Source organism: Burkholderia humptydooensis, from assembly GCF_001513745.1.
In the GTDB taxonomy this organism is placed as follows: domain Bacteria; phylum Pseudomonadota; class Gammaproteobacteria; order Burkholderiales; family Burkholderiaceae; genus Burkholderia; species Burkholderia humptydooensis.
This window is the reverse complement of sequence record NZ_CP013380.1, coordinates 2,848,941-2,866,857: the sequence shown is the minus strand read 5'-3', so window position 1 is coordinate 2,866,857 and position 17,917 is coordinate 2,848,941. Positions and strand designations below refer to the sequence as shown.

Genomic DNA, 17,917 nt, shown 5'->3' with positions numbered 1-17,917 from the left:
CTGATGCTCTTCAGCAGAATTGCGGGAAGGCCGCTCAGCAATATGTATGTGTGGAAGTGGTAAACGGCTGCTTTTCTTCGGTGTATTCGCTGAGGGACGACGGTCGCTGGACGCTGATTGAGCCAAAGGCCGAACAGGAAGGTCGATAGACCCGAATGATGCAGCCGGCGCGAGCTTTACGAGCCGCGCTCGCGCTCTGCATTGCCACTGGCCTGTCAAAACTCAGTTCCGCGGACCCAAGCGTCCATTCGCAGTGCAACCCCCTCAGTATGGAGATGTGCTTCAGTGAGTAACTCGATTGTGTTTGACAATCTTCCTGCGACCGAACGAGAGTCGATGGAGTATGACGTCGTTATCGTCGGTGGCGGTCCAGCCGGACTAGCGGCCGCGATTCGTCTGAAGCAGCGCGCTGCCGCGAGCGGTGTCGAGATTGGTGTCTGTGTGCTGGAAAAGGGCTCCGAGGTCGGCGCGCACATCCTTTCAGGCGCGGTGATGGATCCACGCGCGCTCAATGAGCTTTTCCCTGACTGGAAGAAGAATGGGGCACCGTTAGAAGTCCCGGTAACCGAAGACCGCTTTCTGTTTCTGACACAACGTAGCGCAAGAACGGTCCCGAACTGGGCGCTTCCGGACAACTTCAAGAATCACGGCAATTATGTGATCAGTCTGGCGAACCTGACCCGTTGGCTCGGACAGGAGGCAGAGGCCCTGGGCGTTGAGATCTTCCCCGGATTTCCGGCGGCCGAAGTGCTGTACAACGAGGACGGGTCAGTCAAGGGCGTGGCCACAGGCAATCTCGGCATCGGCAAAGATGGGCGACCGACCGAGAATTTCCAGCTCGGGATGGAACTGCACGCGAAATACACGTTGTTCTGCGAGGGTGCGCGAGGTCATCTTGGCCGGCAACTTAAGGACGAGTTCAAGTTGCGGGAAAACGCCGACCCGCAGGTGTACGGTATCGGCATAAAAGAACTGTGGGAAATTGACCCCGCGAAACATAAACCAGGCCTTGTTATCCACACGGCCGGTTGGCCGCTCGAACATGACACGTACGGTGGCTCATTCCTCTACCATACCGATAACAACCAAGTAATGGTGGGTTTCGTCGTCGGCCTCGGATACTCCAACCCATACCTTTCTCCTTTCGAGGAATTCCAGCGCTACAAGACGCATCCCGAGATCCGAAAATTCTTCGAAGGCGGCAAGCGGGTGTCTTATGGCGCGCGGGCAATTACCGCCGGCGGCCTGATGTCGTTGCCCCAGCTCGTGTTCCCGGGTGGCGCCCTGGTTGGCGACGAGGCAGGCTTCCTTAATGCATCCCGTATCAAGGGCTCGCACGCGGCGCTTAAAACGGGGATGCTTGCGGCCGACGCTGCATTCGACGCCATTCACGCGGGTCGACATCATGACCAGCTGCAGGCATATCCAGAGTCGTTCAAGGAATCGTGGCTTTATGCCGAACTACACAAGGCGCGGAACTTCAAGCAGTGGATGAGCAAGGGTCTGTACCTCGGTACGTTGATGGTCGGCGTCGAGCAGAAACTACTGGGGGGCAATGTGCCGTGGACATTGCATCACAAGCATTGGGACCATGAGACGCTCAAGCCGGCTTCGAACTACAAACCAATTGAGTATCCAAAGCCTGACGGCAAGCTGACTTTCGACCGGCTTTCGTCCGTATTCATCTCCAATACCAATCACCAGGAGAACCAGCCTGCGCATCTGACGCTGAAGGACGCTAGCGTTCCTATCGTCGTCAATCTGGGCACCTACGCGGGGCCCGAGTCCCGCTTCTGCCCAGCAGGCGTATATGAGTTTGTAAAGACAGAGCAGGGACAGGACCGTCTCCAGATCAATGCGCAGAACTGCGTGCACTGCAAGACCTGCGACATCAAAGACCCGACGCAAAACATCGTTTGGATCACGCCTGAAGGTGGTGGTGGACCGAATTATCCAAATATGTGAACGTGCTGCGGCGTCGGTCCATAGAGTGACGCTTGGCGCCGTCCGGTCCGTTTCAGCATCGCGAGACTTTCCCAGGAGATGCAGCCGGCATGATTCGCCAATCGAGGCCTGTGCGGGAAGACATCGGTCAAGTTAATTTTGACACCATGCTCATTTCGTGCATACTGACCGAGAGGTCAAATTTTGTGGGTGATTGGTATGTCCGAGGTTTGAGCGAACCGGTGACTTGCTGGTGATTTGGTTTAACCCCGTCGTTTGTTGATCAGAATTCGCCATTCGTATTTCGTAGTACAAATGAACGACCGTTGCATTTTCTAGAGCTCATAGATTGAGCACAAGGAACTCTCATGCGCATACTCTCGATTGGTTTTCTGATAATGATGGCTCTTGGTATTTCGTCGCCTGCTCGGGCAGAGCATGACCTGCCACCAGCCAGAATGGTGCAGATCGACAAGGATACCTGGATCAATGTCAGGCAGAGCGGTCACGGCCCCATTGCAATAGTGTTCGAACCAGGTTGGACGATGTCCAGTGCCGTATTCGAGCGGCAGTTCAGTCATTTCGCAGATTCTGACCGCTACACTTTCATAAGCTTTGATCCTCGAAGCCAAGGCTATTCAACCAAGACCAAGATTGGAAACGAATATCTGCAGCACGGCAAAGATATAAATGCGTTGTTGAACGCGCTGGGTATCCGAAAAGCCATCATTGGAGGGTGGTCGAACGGCGTATTTGGCGCGACTTCCTATCTCAACCAATTTGGCTCGGCCAGGATAGCAGGCATGGTGCTTATAGACGGGACACCACGATGTGCGGGTACTGACGATGTCAATCAATGGGTGTGGTATCGCTACGATGACGCCGACCAGGCAAAAAGGGGCTGGACCTACGGGGTGATGTACGACCGTAAAAATCTTGATACCTCGTTTGCGCAATGGATGCTCGAGAATCCTACGCCCGATGCCGTCAAATGGGTCAGCGACATATCCGATCAAACCCCCGCTGAAGCCGCCGCAATGACGAATGAGACGTGCTCCTACATGAACTTCGAGTCTGACGTCGCGAACTTCGCGAAAACTAGTCCGCTCATGATTACGGTCCGAGAGGAGGTGAGAGGTGTCGCCAGCACATGGGTGCAGACCAATGCGCCTCGCGCGAATCTGCATGTGCTAGGCAAGCATATGATGTTCTGGGAGCACGCTGACCAGTTCAATCAATTCTTGGATCAGTTCCTCGCGCAGTTTCATTGACGAATCGTCAGCTACATCATGTCGTCGGCATACGGCGCGAGCCTGCGCTGTCGCCGGCGGCTATCAATGCGGTCTCGAAATCGACGGGTAGCGACGGCCATGGTTCCATTTTGGCTGGATTCTTCACGGTACCTGATGCAGCCGTCCGTAGGCCAGCACAGTCCGCACCTATATGTTCGCGCTATGGGGCCGTCGCATATCCATGCTTTCTGCGCCGTTCGTCTCCCGTCTCCTCGAATTCGCCTGCAACCGACTAATCCAAGAACAAATAGCTGCGCTCGAGCGACGAGTTGAAATCCTGGATCTATCAGGCGCGCGCGTCGAAGGCTCGTTCGCGTAGGGCATTGATTCGGTGTACGGCCCCAATCACATGACGCCCAATATCTATCATTCCGCGTGCATCTTGGTTTCTCTGCTCGCGGGAGAAACCAGGTGCGCGGCGTCTCATCGTTTCCTATGACCCATCGAAAAATTATTTTGACGCACGCGCATGTTCGTGCATACTGACTGAACGGTCGAATTTTATGGTTAGACGGTCGAATGAATTGCCCGCCTCGTCTGGCAGCGATGGCCGGAGAGATTTGCTAGGTGCCGAGGCGTTCGATAAAGCCCTGTATCCGCCCATATTCAACTGGAGCTGGTGAGCAACATGAGTAACCTTTCGGAAGTGAGCGCTATACCAAAGACTCGAAGCGAGACTTTTATGCCGTTACTGAAACTCGACGCCGTCTCGAAGTCGTATGGCAATCATCAGGTTCTGCTCAACGTCGACCTGCAGATGGCTGCAGGCGAGGTGTTGGCTGTAATTGGACCGAGTGGCTCGGGCAAGAGCACGTTGCTGCGTTGCATCAACCAACTTGAGCCACCGACCTCGGGAACTGTGACCGTCGACGGCGTCCAGATCGTCGCGAGGCAAGCACCGGGTAAGGCGAAGTTGACGCACTTTCGACGTACCCTCGGAATGGTTTTCCAATCGTTCAACCTTTTCCCGCATCTCACCGTGTTGGAGAACGTCAGCCTTGCGCAGTGTCGGGTGTTAAGACGCTCGCGAGAGGAAGCTAATGAACGTTCGCTGGCGCTCCTGAAACGGGTGGGATTGGCGAACAAGGCCGATCAATACCCTGCTCGTTGTTCGGGCGGTCAGCAACAGCGAATCGCTATCTCGCGCGCATTGGCCCTCGATCCAAAAATCATGCTGTTTGATGAGCCTACCTCCGCACTCGACCCAGAGGTCGGACTCGAGGTACTCGCTGTGATGCGGGAACTCGCGGAGGACGGCATGACGATGCTTGTCGTAACGCACGAGATGCGGTTCGCTGAAAGCGTGTCTGACCGGGTAATCGTCATGGCAGACGGCGGAATTCTGGAAGAGGGGCCAAGCAAGGAGGTTATGCAAAACCCGAAGACCGAGCGGGTCCGGCGCTTCCTGTCCGCAGTGAGGGACCGGTGATGGAAGACCTCTTGTCAACGATCGCGATAGCGCTGGTCCACGCGCTGCCATGGACGCTGATACTCACGGTCAGCTCGTTCGCGATCGGTGCAGTTCTCGCGATTCCAGTGTGCGCGATTGCGTCCGCCAAAAACTCGGTGGTTAAGGCCGTGTCGCACTCGATTATCCTCGTCATCCGGTCAGTTCCACCGATTGTATGGTTGTTCATCATATTTTTCGGGATTGGGAATGGGATCTTACCGCTGAGTCCGGTCACTTCTGCCATTGCGGGCCTCGGACTGATCACGGCGGTCAATCTTGGCGAAATCTACCGCGGAGCGATGAAAGCTGTTTCCTCTGGCCAGTTCGAGGCTGCAAAGGTGCTCGGCCTGTCCGGGATTCGCCAGTACACGGATGTTCTGGTTCCCCAGATTTTCAGGGTCGCCCTGCCGTCGGCTGCGACATACGCGATCGGTCTTCTGAAGGACACGGCGGTTGCATCGACCATTGGTGTTCCGGAGATGGCTCAGGCAGCGTACCGGGTGTCGCAGCAGACCTTTAAAGGGTTAGAGGTGTACGTGATCTCGGGCCTGCTTTACTTCGGGATCAGTTTAGTTATGGCGTATATATCGCGAAACCTCGACAAGCGCTTGAGACAACGGATTGCACGATGAACAAGATTTTCGATTTGTGGATTCAGTGGTTCCCGACCTTGTCTGAGGGGCTGTTGACCAGCATCAAGGTAACCATCCTGTGCATGCTGATCGGGGTTCCACTGGGCCTTCTATTCGCGTTGGGCGTGAGTACGTCGAAACGGGCGCTGAGTGCTGTCACGGTGACCTTGGTGGAACTGGGTCGGGGTGCACCGGCCCTGATCCTGCTCCAGTTTTTTTACTTTGGCTTGCCTTCGGCACACGTAACGTTGTCGTCGTTCCTCTCGTCGGTGCTCGCTTTAGCGTGGTGCACTGGTGCCTACACCAGCGAGATTATCCGCGCGGGACTGCAGGCTGTGCCACATGGACAACGTGAAGCGTCCTATGCCATTGGCCTGTCGGAAGTGGACACGCTCCGTCTGATTATCGTGCCTCAAGGCTTGCGCGTCTCTATCCCACCTCTGCTTGGGTTCGGAGTAATCATGCTGCAGACAACCTCACTGTGCTTCACGGTGGCTCTGCCCGAACTTGTGACGAAAGCCCAGCAGATTGGTAACGAGACGTTCCTGTATATGCCGGTGCTCATTCTTGCTGCTCTGCTTTATACCGCTATCTGCGTTCCTTCGACGTTGCTTGTCTCATCGTTGGAGCGACGACTTTCACGCCATGAGGCGAGGGCATAGCAGGGCGCCAGGCGTCGCGCGCGCTGAACTAGATCGATTGATTTTCAAAACCTGGATTCTCAACCACACCTATGGATGGGTTCGTCATGAAGCAATCAAACAACGTTATTGGTATCGTCGCGATGGCCGCTTTCAGTCTTATTGGCATGACAAAGGCATTAGCAGAGTGCAAACCATCCCATCAGTTTAAGACGGTTGTGCCCGGAACGTTGACCATCTCGACCGCAGAGTTTCCCCCCTTTGATGTGCCCGGCGCCGATGGCTCCCTGGGGGGAGTCGAGGGCGACATTCTGAAAAAGATTGCCGACAAGGAATGTCTGAAAATCAACGCGCAACCGGTCGGATTCAGCTCCGCAATTCAGTACGTTACGACTGGTAAAGCTGATTTGTCGGCGGGCCAGTGGTATCGAACCGGCGACCGGGCGAAAGTCGTCGGGCTCACTGACCCTCTCTATCTTGATCAACTTGGAATTTATTCCAAGGAAGGCTTCACGAAGATCTCCGATCTGAAAGGCAAGCAGGTCGGCACTGTGCAGGGATACAACTGGACGGCAGATCTCCAGGCCGTGTTCAAGGATGACCTGAAGCTGTATCCGACTCCGGTTGCGCTTGCTCAGGATTTGCAGGCTGGCCGCGTGGATGCGGGGCTGGACAGTGTCGCGACCGGGCTCTACGCTCAGAAGAAAGGTGGTTATCAGGGGATGAAGATCCGCGTTGGTCTGGCCGACCCCCGCGTCAAGGCCTCGGTGAATCCTGCTCAGGTCGGATTTGTGTTCTCGAAGGATAACGCCGCTCTCGGTGAAGCCATCAACGCCGACATCGCCGAGATGCAGAAGGCAGGTGAAATCGCAGCAATCCTGAAGTCGTATGGTCTTGACCCCAAGGGGGCCGACGTCGGGCCGGCCCGGTTGATTCAATAAGTTCATTTCCGGGCGCGGGGTAACCGATCTTGGTTGCCCCTCACATTGTCAACCCGTATCAGAAATACGTGCCAAAGAGAAAATTCCATGAGCTTACGTATCAACTTCATCAACCCTTTTGGGACGCCGCAGTACAACGGCCTGATCGAAGAGACACTCACGCCCTATCTGCGCAGCGGGACGGAGCTTGTCGTGACCAACACGGTGAATTGCCCCGAGAACATCGACTACTACTACAGTAAGCACTTGGTTGAAGAGGCTGTATTTAACGAGGTGCTGAAGGCAGAAAGGTCTGGATTCGATGCGGTCATCGTCGGCTGCTGCTACGACCCGGGTGTGCGGGTATCGCGAGAGTTGGTTGATATTCCCGTGGTTGGACCGCTCGAAGCGACCATGCTGTTCGCACCGTATTACGGGCATGACTTTGTGGTGGTCACTGACCATCACAAGGCTGTTCCCTACCTGCGAGATATGGTGCGGGTATACGGACAGGACTCGAATTGCCGAGGCGTCACCTGCATTGACTGGTTCGCCACGGACATGATCAAAGACACCCAGGGTGTTGCCATCGACGCGGCAAAAAAGGCGGTTGCTGCCATGGAAGCGAACAACGCTGAAGTCTGCGTCTTCGGCTGCACGCTTATCTCGGCGAGCTACGAAAAGTGGCTTCGCGACACGGGTGCAGAGCGCAATCACGCACTTTTGAACCCGAATACGATGGCCCTGAAGATGGCCGAGTCGCTTGCCGAGCTCAAAAGCCACGGCGCCTATCAGATTAGCCGTCGGGGCTACTACCAGCAGCTCCAGCAGCACAATCCGGAAGAGTTTGAGATTGTGCGCAACCGCTTCGCGCATAAGTAATTGGAAACTTTGGTATCCCTTGGAGGTGAGGAAATGGTCGATCTTTCTGGCCGTGTAGCAGTGGTAACTGGAGGCGAAACGGGCATCGGACTGGCGATTTCGCGAACGCTGGCTTTCGCTGGGGCGAAGACGATTATTGGCGGCATTCTCGTCGAAGCTGGCGAAAAGGCTGCGCGAGACATTACCGAGGAGGGCAGAGTCGCCACCTTCGTGAAGACCGACGTCCGGTTCGAGGAGCAGGTCGAGCACCTGGTTCAGTATGCCGTTGACAAGCACGGCACGGTTGACATCATGGTCAACAATGCGGGCGTCTTTGATGGCTTCGCAGATTGTCTGGAGACGACCCCGGAATTGTGGGACCAGGTGCTGAACATCAATCTGAGGGGGTGTTATCTCGGGATGCGAGCAGCGCTAAAGCGGATGGTGCCAAAAGGGTACGGTCGAATCATCAACACGGCTTCAGTTGGCGGGCTTCGAGGCGCAGCAGATGGCGCCTCGTACACGGCGTCAAAGTTCGGCATGGTTGGCCTGACTCGCCAGGTCGCGTGCTCTCACACGGAACACGGGATCACGATTAACGCAATTTGTCCGGGTGTGATTGCGACGGACATCCGGCAAAACTCCGGATCCATCCTAGGTGACGCGGCGACGACGATGAACCGTGGCGTGGGCAGTGACCCGGACGGCTACAAACGCATGGTTCCGGCACGTCGTAAAGGCCTGCCGCAGGAAGTTGCGGACGTTGCCGTTTTTCTGGCTTCGGATGCGGCGAGCTACGTATCCGGTCAGGCAATTGCAATCGACGGCGGCTGGACGGCTACCTGAGTGTGATCCGAAGTCCCAGATGCTGAGGAACATACGATGTCTGAGAGTTGATCCTCAGCTTCTCGCTCCGAATGAGCGATCGACCAGAGTGCGAAACGTTCCGCGCTCTGGCGCTCCTGAATCACGCGTCTGTACCATTTTTGTTGATTAATAGTCCTTAGTTGATGCGCTTTATGGAATTGCGGACATGACCAAAGTTTGCCTAACCTTCGACTTCGACGCGGTCTCCATCTGGTTGAGCACGTTCAAGCAAACGACGCCGACGCCGTTGTCACGTGGCGAGTACGGCGCTCGCGCTGGCTTGCCTCGCATCCTGACAATGCTCGCGCGGAAGAATGTGAAGGCGACGTTTTTCACGCCGGCTCATACGGCGCGCACCTTCCCCGATGCCGTGGAAGCGATCGTTCAAGGCGGTCACGAGATTGGCGTCCATGGGCTTGTGCACGAATCGCCCGTCGGACTGCCGCTTGAAGAGGAGCGAGCGATGCTGCAAGAGAGTATTGCGACACTTGAAGGCATTACCGGCAAGAGGCCAGTCGGTTACCGGTCGCCAGCGTGGGACCTGAGTGACAACACGATTTCTTTGCTCGAAGAGTTTGGGCTGCAATACGACAGCAGCCTGATGTCACAGGATTTTCATCCCTTTTTCGCGCGTCAGGGTGATGTGATGACGGAGGAGGTCCTGACGTTTGGGCAGGAGAGTTCGATTCTGGAGTTCCCGGTCGCTTGGGAACTTGATGACTATCCGTATTTCCACTTCGCAGCGCGTCCCATTAATCAGGGCCTTCGCCTCACCGAGGACGTTCGCTCCTTATGGCAAGCAGAATTCGACGCGGCTCATGAAGAAGGCGGTGTTTTCACATTGACCTGCCATCCGGAAATTATCGGGCGAGCGCCGCGAGTAAAGATGCTGGAAGCCCTGGTCGAGCATATGCAGTCGCAGGATGGTGTGACGTTCGCAACGATGGCAGACGCTTGCAACGCCCTCAGGTAGGCGAAACGCAGCGTTGGAGTCAAGAAGTTTTTGTTCGATTTAAATTCTGAGGACGAGAAAATGAGCGCTGTACAAGCACAAGCAACCGAGCAGATTGGTCAGAATGCCAAATTCTTCGAAGAACTTGAGGTTGGGACCGAGTGGCTGAGCCCGCGACGTACCATTACCGAAGCAGACATCGTCATGTTTGCGGCCATTACTGGCGACCACAATCCCGTCCACACCGATGAAGAGTTCGCAAAGTGCACCGTGTTCGGCGGCCGGATTCTTCATGGTCCGGCAGCTTTTGCGATCGCCACTGGCCTTGAGAGCCGTCTGGGAATCAAGGAGGGCACCGCAATTGCATTCCTTGGGATGACCTGGGACATGCGTGGCCCAGTCAAGATTGGCGACACCATTTACGTTCGTGAGAAGGTGACCTCGAAGCGTGAGACGAAGAAGCCGACGACTGGTATTGTCAACTTCTACGTCGCCATCGAGAACCAGCGCGGTGAAGTGGTGCAGGAAGGCGAGTGGAAAGTGATGATGAAGCGTGATCCTCGCGTGCCTACGGTCTGATTGCACCGGTCGGTGCAGTCTGAGACTCTGGAGCCTTGAAAATGCATATGGTGAACACGGATATCGGCGCGCATGCATTGCGCGGTGGGCAATCGGTTGCGCTGCGCAGCGGCGAGCAGTCCTTGACTTATGCCGAACTCGTCGCCGAGTCGGCGCGTGTTGCAGGCAGGCTGACGGCACTCGGCGTAACGAGGAACGCTCCAGTAGCCGTTTTGTGTGAGAACTGCGTCGACGTACTGCTGCTCTACTACGCGGTTGGGCAATTGGGCGGTACGTTTATTCCCGTCAACCCGAGCCTCACTGCGCCCGAAGTGGCCTATATCCTGGGGCATGGCGACGTCGTTGTGCTTTTGCATGACGAGAAAATGACACCAGTCGCTCAGGCAGCCCACGCGCTTCACTCGGCGGCCAGACTTGTCACCCTGAACGAATTTCGGGAACTGGAGGTATCCCCACTCGATGGAAATGCTTTATGCCCTCAGGAAAACTTTCTTGTCGTCTATACATCAGGGTCTACTGGGAAGCCGAAAGCGGTCATTTTCGACCAGGAATCTGAGGTTGCTGGCAACCGTTCGCTGATTGAGATGTGGGGCATGAGTACGAGTGATGTGACGGTCGTAGCCCTGCCGCTAGGGTTTCTCTATGGTCTGTCGACCGCAGCAGCTACTGCGCTGCAGGCCGGCGGGGAGGTGGTGATCATGCGTCGCTTCCATCCGCGCGAGGTACTGGAGGCCCTCGTGCAGCATCGCGCCACAGTGTTTCAGGGCGTCCCGACCATGTTTGCCATGATGCTCGAGTATGCCGAGCAGAACGACATCAGCTTCGATCTTTCGTCGATGAGGTTGCTGATTTCAGCCGGTGCTCCGTTGTCAAGGGAATTGCGAGGTCGCTTTGAGCGTAGGTTAAAAAAGCGCATCGACGACTACTACGCCATGACAGAAGTTCGTCCCATATTTGGACGGTACTCGACCGATGCCGCGCCTGTTCCCGAAACGGCGATCGGCAAACTTGCGCCGGGTGCGTCAATTTCAATTGTCGACCCAGCCGGGGATGAAGTCGCGGAAGGACAGGCCGGAGAGATTCTGGTACGGGCTCCGTCGACTACGCGCGGTTACCTTAAAAATGAGGCTTTGAGCAAAGAACTGTTCGTCAACGGAATGCTGCGTACCGGCGATCTGGGATATCGCGATGCAAACGGCTATTACTACCTCACAGGCCGAATCAAGGACATCATTATTCGCGGTGGCGCGAACATCGCGCCTGCCGAGGTCGAAGACGTGCTAGCTGCGCATCCTGCCGTGCAAAGTGTCGCGGTAATTGGGGTCCCGGATGAGAAGTTCGGGCAGCTAGTTGCTGCTTATGTCGTGGGACGCGACGGCACCCTTGACGATGATGAGTTGCGCTCGTACTGCAGCGCGCGACTGGCTGACTTCAAGGTGCCGAGCTACTTTGTCCGGTCTTCCGAGCTTCCGCTCGGCATCACCGGAAAGGTCGATAAAGCATCACTGCTTCGCTACTGGATGGAGGGGCGTCGATGAAGTCAACCCTCAAAGTCTCAATCGCGTCATTTGGTACGCGACGCTATGCCCTACTCCATGACTTCACGACGCATGTCGAAGAGCTTGCCTCGCAAGCCCAAGCCACTGGCAGTGAAGTTCTGCTTCTTCCAGAACTGACGTCGACAGGGTTGCTCTGGACTCATCCGGAAGCGGCCGACGTGACCACCAAGACGGTGTCGGAATTTTATCGTCGGGTTTTGACGCCGCTTGTGGGCGAGTACTGCGAAACGCTCCAAACGCTTGCAAAAAAGCACGGGATCGCGATCGCGGGGGCATCGTTCTGGCACGAAGAAGACGGGGTAGGTCGCAACAGCGGATGGGTTTTCAAACCCGACGGTTCGGTTGAGCGCCAGGACAAGCTTCATATGACGCGAGGCGAACGCGCAATTTCCACGTCTGGCGGCGACAGCCTGACGACGTTCGAAATCGGCGGCGTCAAATGTGGGTTATTCGTCTGCTACGACGTGCAGTTCCCTGAGCTCACGCAATACCTTGTGGGGCAAGGTGTCGAGGTTTTGCTCGTACCGTCACTGACGGAGGAGCGAGGTGCATGGCGCGTCTGGCATAGCGCACACGCTCGAGCCCTTGAGAATCAGCTGTTCGTCTGCGTGTCGACGCTCGTTGGTCCGCTGGATATACCGAACGACTATCAGAGCGTCGCTTCGGGACGCGCGTTTGTCGCCTGTCCGATCGACAATCGTTTCAAGGTTGTTGACGGCACATATGCGCTCGGAGCAGAAGGCGAATACTTGTTGAATACCTCGCTCGACCTCGAAACGCTTCGTATGTCCCGGGAAAAGTCAGAAGTGCGCCAGTTGGCTGATCGCCGTCCGGCGCTGTATGACAAGCTGTTCTCCTGAGCTGGCCGCTGAGAATGTACGTACTGGCCGGAGGCCTGCCTGCCATCAGCCATGCGCCGCTCAATAATGACGGGCTGTGGTTCGCACCACCTCAGCAGTCGAGAGCAATGGTCGCTACTTCGCGGCAGCTGGTTTCCGACGAGGCAAGGCGTAACGGCTTGCGTCGGGACATACTTTGGAAGGAGGGGCGTGTGCGGCGACTGCCGTTTTGAGCCTGCTTTGCAAATGAGTCTGGAACGGTCTGACCTTCCTCGTAGCGAGGCTAACGTTCAAAGAAAGCTGTTCCATTGTTGTAGAAAGACACCCATCGCGCACACGCCGAAGCTCGAACAAGCTGAGCAACTGTTTGTCGTCGTCGTCAAAGAACCGGATCGAGAGCTCGATCTCATCACCCAGAACGAGTTCTGACAAAGATCGAGTATTTAGCGACCTTGAAGATCCTTTGTGCTCTTCACGAGTATATGACTCTCCGACGCCATACCTGGCGAGCACTCGTAGCCGACACGGTCGAACAGGTGTACATCGCGCTGCAGTCACGTGACCATATAAGTCAATCCAATTCGACTGCACAACCATTCGGTGCGAGGGCGGAGCGATGACTTAAGTATCATTGTTCGACACCAGTGCTCTTGCATGAACGGAGCGCGCCGGTCCGGGCGCCGCGGACCGATATCTATCGGCGTTGCGCCATTGCAGTCAAAGGGATGTTGCGAGACAGGGATAATCTGCAGGTTAAATGTGTTGACTAGTTGGTCAAAAAAACTGACAATGAGAAGCGGTGGCCTCATCGAGGTGTGTTGTCCGCGCGGTCTCGCTGTCTAATTTCGCGTTGACAGGAAGATGATGAGCTTCGAAACGTATCACGGGGTGGTATACCCTGCCCAGACAGATGCAATGGGCCATATGACTGTCCAATACTATGTTGCCGCGTTTGACCAGGCGATGTGGCATCTTGTAGCGAGGCTGGGATACAACCCCAAATGGCGCGATGAACGTCATGAGGGCTGGGCGGACGTCCGCTACGAGATCGACTTTCGTTCTGAGCTGAGGACAGGTGACCTGTTTTCGGTCGTCAGCAAAGTTGTCGATGCTGGTCGGAGTTCGCTGAAATCATTGCATCGGCTAGTCGGGCCGGATGGTACCGTGGTGGCGGAGCTGGCAATGACATCAGTGTATTTTCATCTGGTGGATAGAAAGAGCATTCCGATTCCCGACACCATTAGAGAGCGTGTTCTTAAGGCGTCAGGCTCGAATGCAGAGTAAGTCAACATGTGGGAAGCTGACCGGACGATACGGTAAGTACCTGCTATGGAGCTGAGCATGAAGCAAGATAAGCGAGAACAATTGAAGGCAAAAAAACAGGCATACGTCCAGGATGAAATCCTGTCGTCTGCGGTCTCGCTCTTCGCGGAACGTGGTTTCCGGGCGGTCACGATTGATGACATTGCGTCGAACCTTGGGTACACGAAGTCTGTCGTCTATTACTATTTCAAGAGCAAAAACGAGATTCTGTGGCAGATTTTCACGCGAATCTACGACACCTACTTTGAGATGATTTCATCCATCTCAGCTACGGACCTCTCTCCCGAAGACGCTCTTCGGAAAATCATCATCGGCCATGCAATGAACGTGATGGAGCGCCGCGAGTGGACTGCAATCTACTTCCGGGAGGAGAGCGAACTCGATGAAAAGCAGCGCAAGCTGATGCTCAACCGTAAGCGTGAATACGACGCGACGATTGAGAAGGTTTATCGAGCCGGGGTAGAGGCAGGCACATTCCAGGACATTCCTCCACACGTTGCGGTCACGGGGATTCTCGGCATGTGCAATTGGCTGTACACCTGGTACAGCGATAAGGGACCGATGAGTTCAACGGAGATTGCGGAATACTACGTCTCGATGTTGACGAAAGGATACCTTGTCGAAGCCAAGGAGAGATCCGGGACCAGGAAGGGCTCGGCCAAACCGCTGAAGGCGGCAGTTGCGTAACGGAGCCTTTATCAGTCGCTTAACCGAGCATCTTGCACATTCGTAGTCGGTCATGTGCCTTGGCGCGGCACCCGTGTCGTTCGTGATTCATCACATGTTTCGATGGCGCGGACGGCCGACTATCGAGAGGTAGCATCCGACCTTCTCAAATCCAGCGTGCGAAGGATATCGAGCCCACGCATTTCCCTTCTCCTCGTTGGCAGCCTGCGGTAGCAGGCTGCGGCAATCCCTGAAACGTTCAAACAAGGCGCGTTAGTAGACGCGCGTCTTCGACGGAAGCACCGCGAAGCCATCGACTTCGACGCGTACCGCCTTGTCATAAAGCTGGACCACGGCGACGACGGCGCTTGCCGGCGACGTGTGTTCATCAGCGTCAACGAACTCCGACCGAACCTCGCGAAGGATCGGCAGCATGCTCGGCTCGTAGTCCGCCACATAGTATGTAAGGCGTGCCACAGCCTCGAAGCCCACACCAGCGGCGGTTAGCGTGCGCTTTAGGGCGCGAAACACGGCCCTCAACTGTGTTTCGAAGTCACCTTCCACCAGGTTGCCTTCTTCATCCGTCGGAACATGACCACCAAGGATGAAGAGATCACCACCAGAAATCTGTACCGCCTGGGAGACGCCGGGAAACGCTGCGCCGGGCGGATTGATTGCAGTAAGCATGGCCAACTCCTCGAAAAACTGATGAGAATAAAAAAAGACTACTGAGTATAGCCTGGATGCTGCGCGACGTAACACTCATCAGACATAAATTCTGACCAGCTAGACTAAAATTTGTCCGTGTAGTACATTTTAGGGGCTGGATGGTTGAGATGAGGCCTTCGGGGATTCATCCGGTATGAGTTTGTTGGCGTTCAACTTTGGATATCGTAATGGCTACTGAACCGAAGCGTGCGTGGGAAACCTCCGTCAGTGACGTCGAGGAGGCGAGTGTATTTATCCGTGGTTACGACCTCGGGGAACTGATTGGCAATCTTTCTTTTGCGTCGGCGTCATATCTGCTGATTCGTGGTCGCTTGCCGACGCCGGGCGAGTCGAAGATGATGGAAGCCGTTCTCTGTTCGGTTCTCGACTATTCGCTCAAGAAGCCAGGTACGGTCGCTGCCCGTTACTGCGTCTCTGGAAATCCCTCGATGGTTGCGGGGCTCGCGACCGCGGTTCTTTCAGCAGGTGAATACACATTGGCACCGGATTCCGGTGGCGCTTTTATCGTGGCCACGTTCGCCGAATTCGAGAGGAGCGGGGAGTCCATGGCCGCAGCGGCCGACGCTTTGATTACGACCATGCGCAGTTCGGGTCAGCGCGTACCGGGATTTGGGCATCCAAACTTCCGTTTCACGGATCCGCGCGCGCAGAAGCTGAAGCACATCGCGCAAGAAAATGGTGTTTGGGGCGATTTGTGCAACTGGTACGAAGCAGTTCACGCTGCATTCATCAAACAGGCCAACAAGCCGGAGCTTGTTATCAATGAAGTGGGGATGATGGCAGCCATTCTGGCGCAGATGGGCTTCACACCTGCGGAAATGACCGGGCTCGCGCTGATCTCGACAATGCCTGGAGTTGTAGCCCACGTATCCGAAGAGCTCCGGAGCAAGGTTCGGATCCGCACAGTGGCGGACAGCGATGCGGCGTACTTGCGCAACCGTCGCAACCTTGAGTATGACCTCAAAGCCGCTGGTTGGTGATTGTTGACGCCGCGTTTGCCTTTGAAATGTCGGGAAGGAATAACTCGGAAGCGCGAGAGGTTAGTCGGCAAGGTACATCGTAGCGCCGTCACGCAGATTTGTGTCGCGATCAGATGGGGCAGGGCAACTCCGGCTCGCTAACCTCGAAGGTGGGGGTATGTTTGGCGTCGTACGGTTCTCTTGCCGTGCGGCGTATTTTTTTGAGGTTGGAGGTCACATTTCCATTCCGCAACATAGGATATTCCGGCGTGCGTTGGCGCACTCCATTCCTGGCGGAGGCGCTTGCGTACGCAATTCGCGGACGCTGGACACGCGTTTCGCGTGAAGGTGGACAGCTGATTCGCGCAAAGCTGGACAGTCGAGCGCGGCGAAGCGGGGTGTCCGGTTTTTCGATGATCGGAGTTTGTCGGCCAAACTCTTTTTGTGCTTACGCATCGATTCGCCGCTGAGATTGACGCAATGGTGTTGTGCATGAGTTGATCGAGAATGGCGTCGGCAAGCGTCGGTCCCTGAGTGTCACGTGCCAGATTTCAATTGAATCCGACTTGTCATGAGCGTCGAACGGTGGCCGCGACGATCATCAAAAATTTCCAGCAGGTCGCGCACGGTGCCGTCGCTCATGGGTGCCATTGCGACGTTGTCCATCAGCAGGACGTCCGTCTTGCCTACTGTGCCGGCAGGCGTGCAGAGGCTGCTACCGCCCTGCGCTGAGCCGGAAATCTCCATTTCCGACCGGGACTAATTCTGGTTCAGGGTCACGGGCGCCTAGGCTTGTAACGGGTCACTTAGGGCCCCATATGATTTTCTTAGCAAATCAGTCGGTCGCTGACCGCTAATTTCGATTAGTTCTGGAGACGGCTACTACAACTCGACTGCCCCCGTTCAAAGGTCGTGATGAAATGGTGATATCGCAGGTTGGAGTGTTCGTGCCTTCAATCTGAGTTGGTGCTGGACTACTTCCCAGCCCGCGCATTACCTCGAACCAACAGGGATGTATCAGGCGGCATGATGGGTGCAAGGTCACTAAGCACAAGAATCTGAGCCTCCTCGGCTTCAACACCGAGAGCACGCAGAATCGCTGCAACAATCTGTTCGGGTTCCTCGGTCATTGCGCCTTTGTCGGCGAACCGTTGAATCGTTGTCAGCGCGATTCCTGCGATCACATCGAGCGCCAATTCGACCGTAACTCTTCGGAAACGACCTGTAGCAAGTCCTTGCTGAATATGAATCGGCAGGTACACGTATATCAGGCTGCTCGGGCCAGCGGCGTGTAGACCAGCCGCAGAAATGAATCGGGCCAACAGCGGGTAGGCGCGCGCGGCATGAAGAAACATTCGAACGCCACTCGCGATCCTCTTTGCAGGGTCTTCATAACCAGCAACTACCGCTTCGATAAGGCGTAGCAACTCATCGTTGAGTTCCTGTGTCACCGCCTCGAGCAGTTCCTCGTTCGTTCGGAAGTAGTTATAGAAGGTTCCCTGGGACACGGCCGCGGCCGCAATGACGTCCTGGATAACGCTGGCTCCGACCCCCTTTTCCGCAAAAACAAGCATGGCGCTTTCGATGAGCCGAGCGCGCATCCGTTCGCGCCGTTGCGCCGCCACGCGGGTACGGTGATCAATGATGATGGTTTCGCTCATGGGTCGATTATACGGGTCCGGCCGGACATGGTCGCCCGCCCTA

Annotated in this window: 19 protein-coding genes; 15 read left to right on the top strand and 4 right to left on the bottom strand. The window is 55.8% G+C overall.

What is annotated here, in order from left to right; all coding sequences use genetic code 11:
- The first annotated feature begins 336 nt into the window (after positions 1–336).
- From AQ610_RS12765 to AQ610_RS12710, 12 genes are all read left to right on the top strand, one after another.
- A complete protein-coding gene (locus AQ610_RS12765) occupies positions 337–1,965 on the top strand; it encodes an electron transfer flavoprotein-ubiquinone oxidoreductase (RefSeq protein ID WP_009912263.1) in 1,629 nt (542 codons plus the stop codon).
- Between the two features lie 347 nt (positions 1,966–2,312).
- Positions 2,313–3,215 carry an alpha/beta fold hydrolase gene (locus AQ610_RS31825; RefSeq protein ID WP_009912264.1) on the top strand — a complete coding sequence of 301 codons (903 nt, stop codon included), beginning with the start codon at positions 2,313–2,315 and terminating at the stop codon, positions 3,213–3,215.
- A 649-nt stretch (positions 3,216–3,864) separates the two neighbouring features.
- Positions 3,865–4,665: an amino acid ABC transporter ATP-binding protein gene (locus AQ610_RS12755; protein WP_045554860.1), complete on the top strand. Its 801-nt coding sequence runs from the start codon at positions 3,865–3,867 to the stop codon at positions 4,663–4,665.
- The gene (locus AQ610_RS12750; protein WP_009912267.1) at positions 4,665–5,318 is read left to right on the top strand and encodes an amino acid ABC transporter permease; all 654 of its coding nucleotides are present in this window, start codon (positions 4,665–4,667) and stop codon (positions 5,316–5,318) included. The genes AQ610_RS12755 and AQ610_RS12750 overlap by 1 nt, the downstream gene beginning before the upstream one ends.
- Positions 5,315–5,980, top strand: coding sequence for an amino acid ABC transporter permease (locus AQ610_RS12745; protein WP_043283309.1), 666 nt, complete (start codon positions 5,315–5,317; stop codon positions 5,978–5,980). Before AQ610_RS12750 ends, AQ610_RS12745 begins: the two co-directional genes overlap by 4 nt.
- A gap of 86 nt (positions 5,981–6,066) precedes the next feature.
- Positions 6,067–6,900: a substrate-binding periplasmic protein gene (locus AQ610_RS12740; RefSeq protein ID WP_043283325.1), complete on the top strand. Its 834-nt coding sequence runs from the start codon at positions 6,067–6,069 to the stop codon at positions 6,898–6,900.
- An 87-nt stretch (positions 6,901–6,987) separates the two neighbouring features.
- Positions 6,988–7,761: an aspartate/glutamate racemase family protein gene (locus AQ610_RS12735; protein WP_006029468.1), complete on the top strand. Its 774-nt coding sequence runs from the start codon at positions 6,988–6,990 to the stop codon at positions 7,759–7,761.
- A 33-nt stretch (positions 7,762–7,794) separates the two neighbouring features.
- Positions 7,795–8,586, top strand: a complete 792-nt coding sequence (locus AQ610_RS12730; protein ID WP_006029469.1) for an SDR family NAD(P)-dependent oxidoreductase — start codon at positions 7,795–7,797, stop codon at positions 8,584–8,586.
- A gap of 187 nt (positions 8,587–8,773) precedes the next feature.
- Positions 8,774–9,580, top strand: a complete 807-nt coding sequence (locus tag AQ610_RS12725; protein WP_009912273.1) for a polysaccharide deacetylase family protein — start codon at positions 8,774–8,776, stop codon at positions 9,578–9,580.
- Positions 9,581–9,640: 60 nt separating this feature from the next.
- Complete coding sequence (locus AQ610_RS12720; RefSeq protein ID WP_009912274.1) at positions 9,641–10,138, top strand: MaoC/PaaZ C-terminal domain-containing protein; 498 nt, start codon at positions 9,641–9,643, stop codon at positions 10,136–10,138.
- 41 nt (positions 10,139–10,179) lie between these two features.
- On the top strand, positions 10,180–11,676 hold the full coding sequence (locus AQ610_RS12715) for a class I adenylate-forming enzyme family protein (protein WP_006029472.1): 1,497 nt from the start codon (positions 10,180–10,182) through the stop codon (positions 11,674–11,676).
- A complete protein-coding gene (locus AQ610_RS12710; protein WP_009912275.1) occupies positions 11,673–12,557 on the top strand; it encodes a carbon-nitrogen hydrolase family protein in 885 nt (294 codons plus the stop codon). Before AQ610_RS12715 ends, AQ610_RS12710 begins: the two co-directional genes overlap by 4 nt.
- Before the next feature lie 114 nt (positions 12,558–12,671).
- Here the strand turns inward: AQ610_RS12710 and AQ610_RS38385 are convergent, their stop codons facing one another.
- On the bottom strand, positions 12,672–13,133 hold the full coding sequence (locus AQ610_RS38385; protein WP_374189337.1) for a thioesterase family protein: 462 nt from the start codon (positions 13,131–13,133) through the stop codon (positions 12,672–12,674).
- A gap of 264 nt (positions 13,134–13,397) precedes the next feature.
- On the opposite strand from AQ610_RS38385, the gene AQ610_RS12705 reads away from it, so the two are divergent.
- Positions 13,398–13,820, top strand: coding sequence for an acyl-CoA thioesterase (locus AQ610_RS12705; protein ID WP_009912276.1), 423 nt, complete (start codon positions 13,398–13,400; stop codon positions 13,818–13,820).
- 57 nt (positions 13,821–13,877) lie between these two features.
- Positions 13,878–14,546, top strand: a complete 669-nt coding sequence (locus tag AQ610_RS12700) for a TetR/AcrR family transcriptional regulator (RefSeq protein ID WP_144411949.1) — start codon at positions 13,878–13,880, stop codon at positions 14,544–14,546.
- Between the two features lie 252 nt (positions 14,547–14,798).
- Here AQ610_RS12700 and AQ610_RS12695 read toward each other — a convergent pair whose 3' ends face one another.
- The gene (locus tag AQ610_RS12695; protein ID WP_009912279.1) at positions 14,799–15,212 is read right to left on the bottom strand and encodes a RidA family protein; all 414 of its coding nucleotides are present in this window, start codon (positions 15,210–15,212) and stop codon (positions 14,799–14,801) included.
- A 209-nt stretch (positions 15,213–15,421) separates the two neighbouring features.
- Between AQ610_RS12695 and AQ610_RS12690 the strand changes: the two genes are divergently transcribed.
- Complete coding sequence (locus AQ610_RS12690; RefSeq protein ID WP_009912280.1) at positions 15,422–16,234, top strand: citryl-CoA lyase; 813 nt, start codon at positions 15,422–15,424, stop codon at positions 16,232–16,234.
- Positions 16,235–16,750: 516 nt separating this feature from the next.
- On the opposite strand, the gene AQ610_RS37355 is transcribed toward AQ610_RS12690, so the two are convergent.
- Positions 16,751–16,960: an ATP-binding protein gene (locus tag AQ610_RS37355; protein ID WP_009912282.1), complete on the bottom strand. Its 210-nt coding sequence runs from the start codon at positions 16,958–16,960 to the stop codon at positions 16,751–16,753.
- A 227-nt stretch (positions 16,961–17,187) separates the two neighbouring features.
- Positions 17,188–17,874 (bottom strand): TetR/AcrR family transcriptional regulator, encoded by a 687-nt coding sequence (locus tag AQ610_RS12680; protein WP_009912285.1) that lies wholly within the window; start codon positions 17,872–17,874, stop codon positions 17,188–17,190.
- Positions 17,875–17,917 lie beyond the last annotated feature (43 nt).

Bases quoted from the DNA above. Each gene is read 5' to 3' on its own strand.
- AQ610_RS12765 (WP_009912263.1), top strand. From the start codon at position 337: ATGGAGTATGACGTCGTTATCGTCGGTGGCGGTCCAGCCGGACTAGCG.
- AQ610_RS31825 (WP_009912264.1), top strand. From the start codon at position 2,313: ATGCGCATACTCTCGATTGGTTTTCTGATAATGATGGCTCTTGGTATT.
- AQ610_RS12755 (WP_045554860.1), top strand. From the start codon at position 3,865: ATGAGTAACCTTTCGGAAGTGAGCGCTATACCAAAGACTCGAAGCGAG.
- AQ610_RS12750 (WP_009912267.1), top strand. From the start codon at position 4,665: ATGGAAGACCTCTTGTCAACGATCGCGATAGCGCTGGTCCACGCGCTG.
- AQ610_RS12745 (WP_043283309.1), top strand. From the start codon at position 5,315: ATGAACAAGATTTTCGATTTGTGGATTCAGTGGTTCCCGACCTTGTCT.
- AQ610_RS12740 (WP_043283325.1), top strand. From the start codon at position 6,067: ATGAAGCAATCAAACAACGTTATTGGTATCGTCGCGATGGCCGCTTTC.
- AQ610_RS12735 (WP_006029468.1), top strand. From the start codon at position 6,988: ATGAGCTTACGTATCAACTTCATCAACCCTTTTGGGACGCCGCAGTAC.
- AQ610_RS12730 (WP_006029469.1), top strand. From the start codon at position 7,795: ATGGTCGATCTTTCTGGCCGTGTAGCAGTGGTAACTGGAGGCGAAACG.
- AQ610_RS12725 (WP_009912273.1), top strand. From the start codon at position 8,774: ATGACCAAAGTTTGCCTAACCTTCGACTTCGACGCGGTCTCCATCTGG.
- AQ610_RS12720 (WP_009912274.1), top strand. From the start codon at position 9,641: ATGAGCGCTGTACAAGCACAAGCAACCGAGCAGATTGGTCAGAATGCC.
- AQ610_RS12715 (WP_006029472.1), top strand. From the start codon at position 10,180: ATGCATATGGTGAACACGGATATCGGCGCGCATGCATTGCGCGGTGGG.
- AQ610_RS12710 (WP_009912275.1), top strand. From the start codon at position 11,673: ATGAAGTCAACCCTCAAAGTCTCAATCGCGTCATTTGGTACGCGACGC.
- AQ610_RS38385 (WP_374189337.1), bottom strand. From the start codon at position 13,133: ATGGTTGTGCAGTCGAATTGGATTGACTTATATGGTCACGTGACTGCA.
- AQ610_RS12705 (WP_009912276.1), top strand. From the start codon at position 13,398: ATGATGAGCTTCGAAACGTATCACGGGGTGGTATACCCTGCCCAGACA.
- AQ610_RS12700 (WP_144411949.1), top strand. From the start codon at position 13,878: ATGAAGCAAGATAAGCGAGAACAATTGAAGGCAAAAAAACAGGCATAC.
- AQ610_RS12695 (WP_009912279.1), bottom strand. From the start codon at position 15,212: ATGCTTACTGCAATCAATCCGCCCGGCGCAGCGTTTCCCGGCGTCTCC.
- AQ610_RS12690 (WP_009912280.1), top strand. From the start codon at position 15,422: ATGGCTACTGAACCGAAGCGTGCGTGGGAAACCTCCGTCAGTGACGTC.
- AQ610_RS37355 (WP_009912282.1), bottom strand. From the start codon at position 16,960: ATGGAGATTTCCGGCTCAGCGCAGGGCGGTAGCAGCCTCTGCACGCCT.
- AQ610_RS12680 (WP_009912285.1), bottom strand. From the start codon at position 17,874: ATGAGCGAAACCATCATCATTGATCACCGTACCCGCGTGGCGGCGCAA.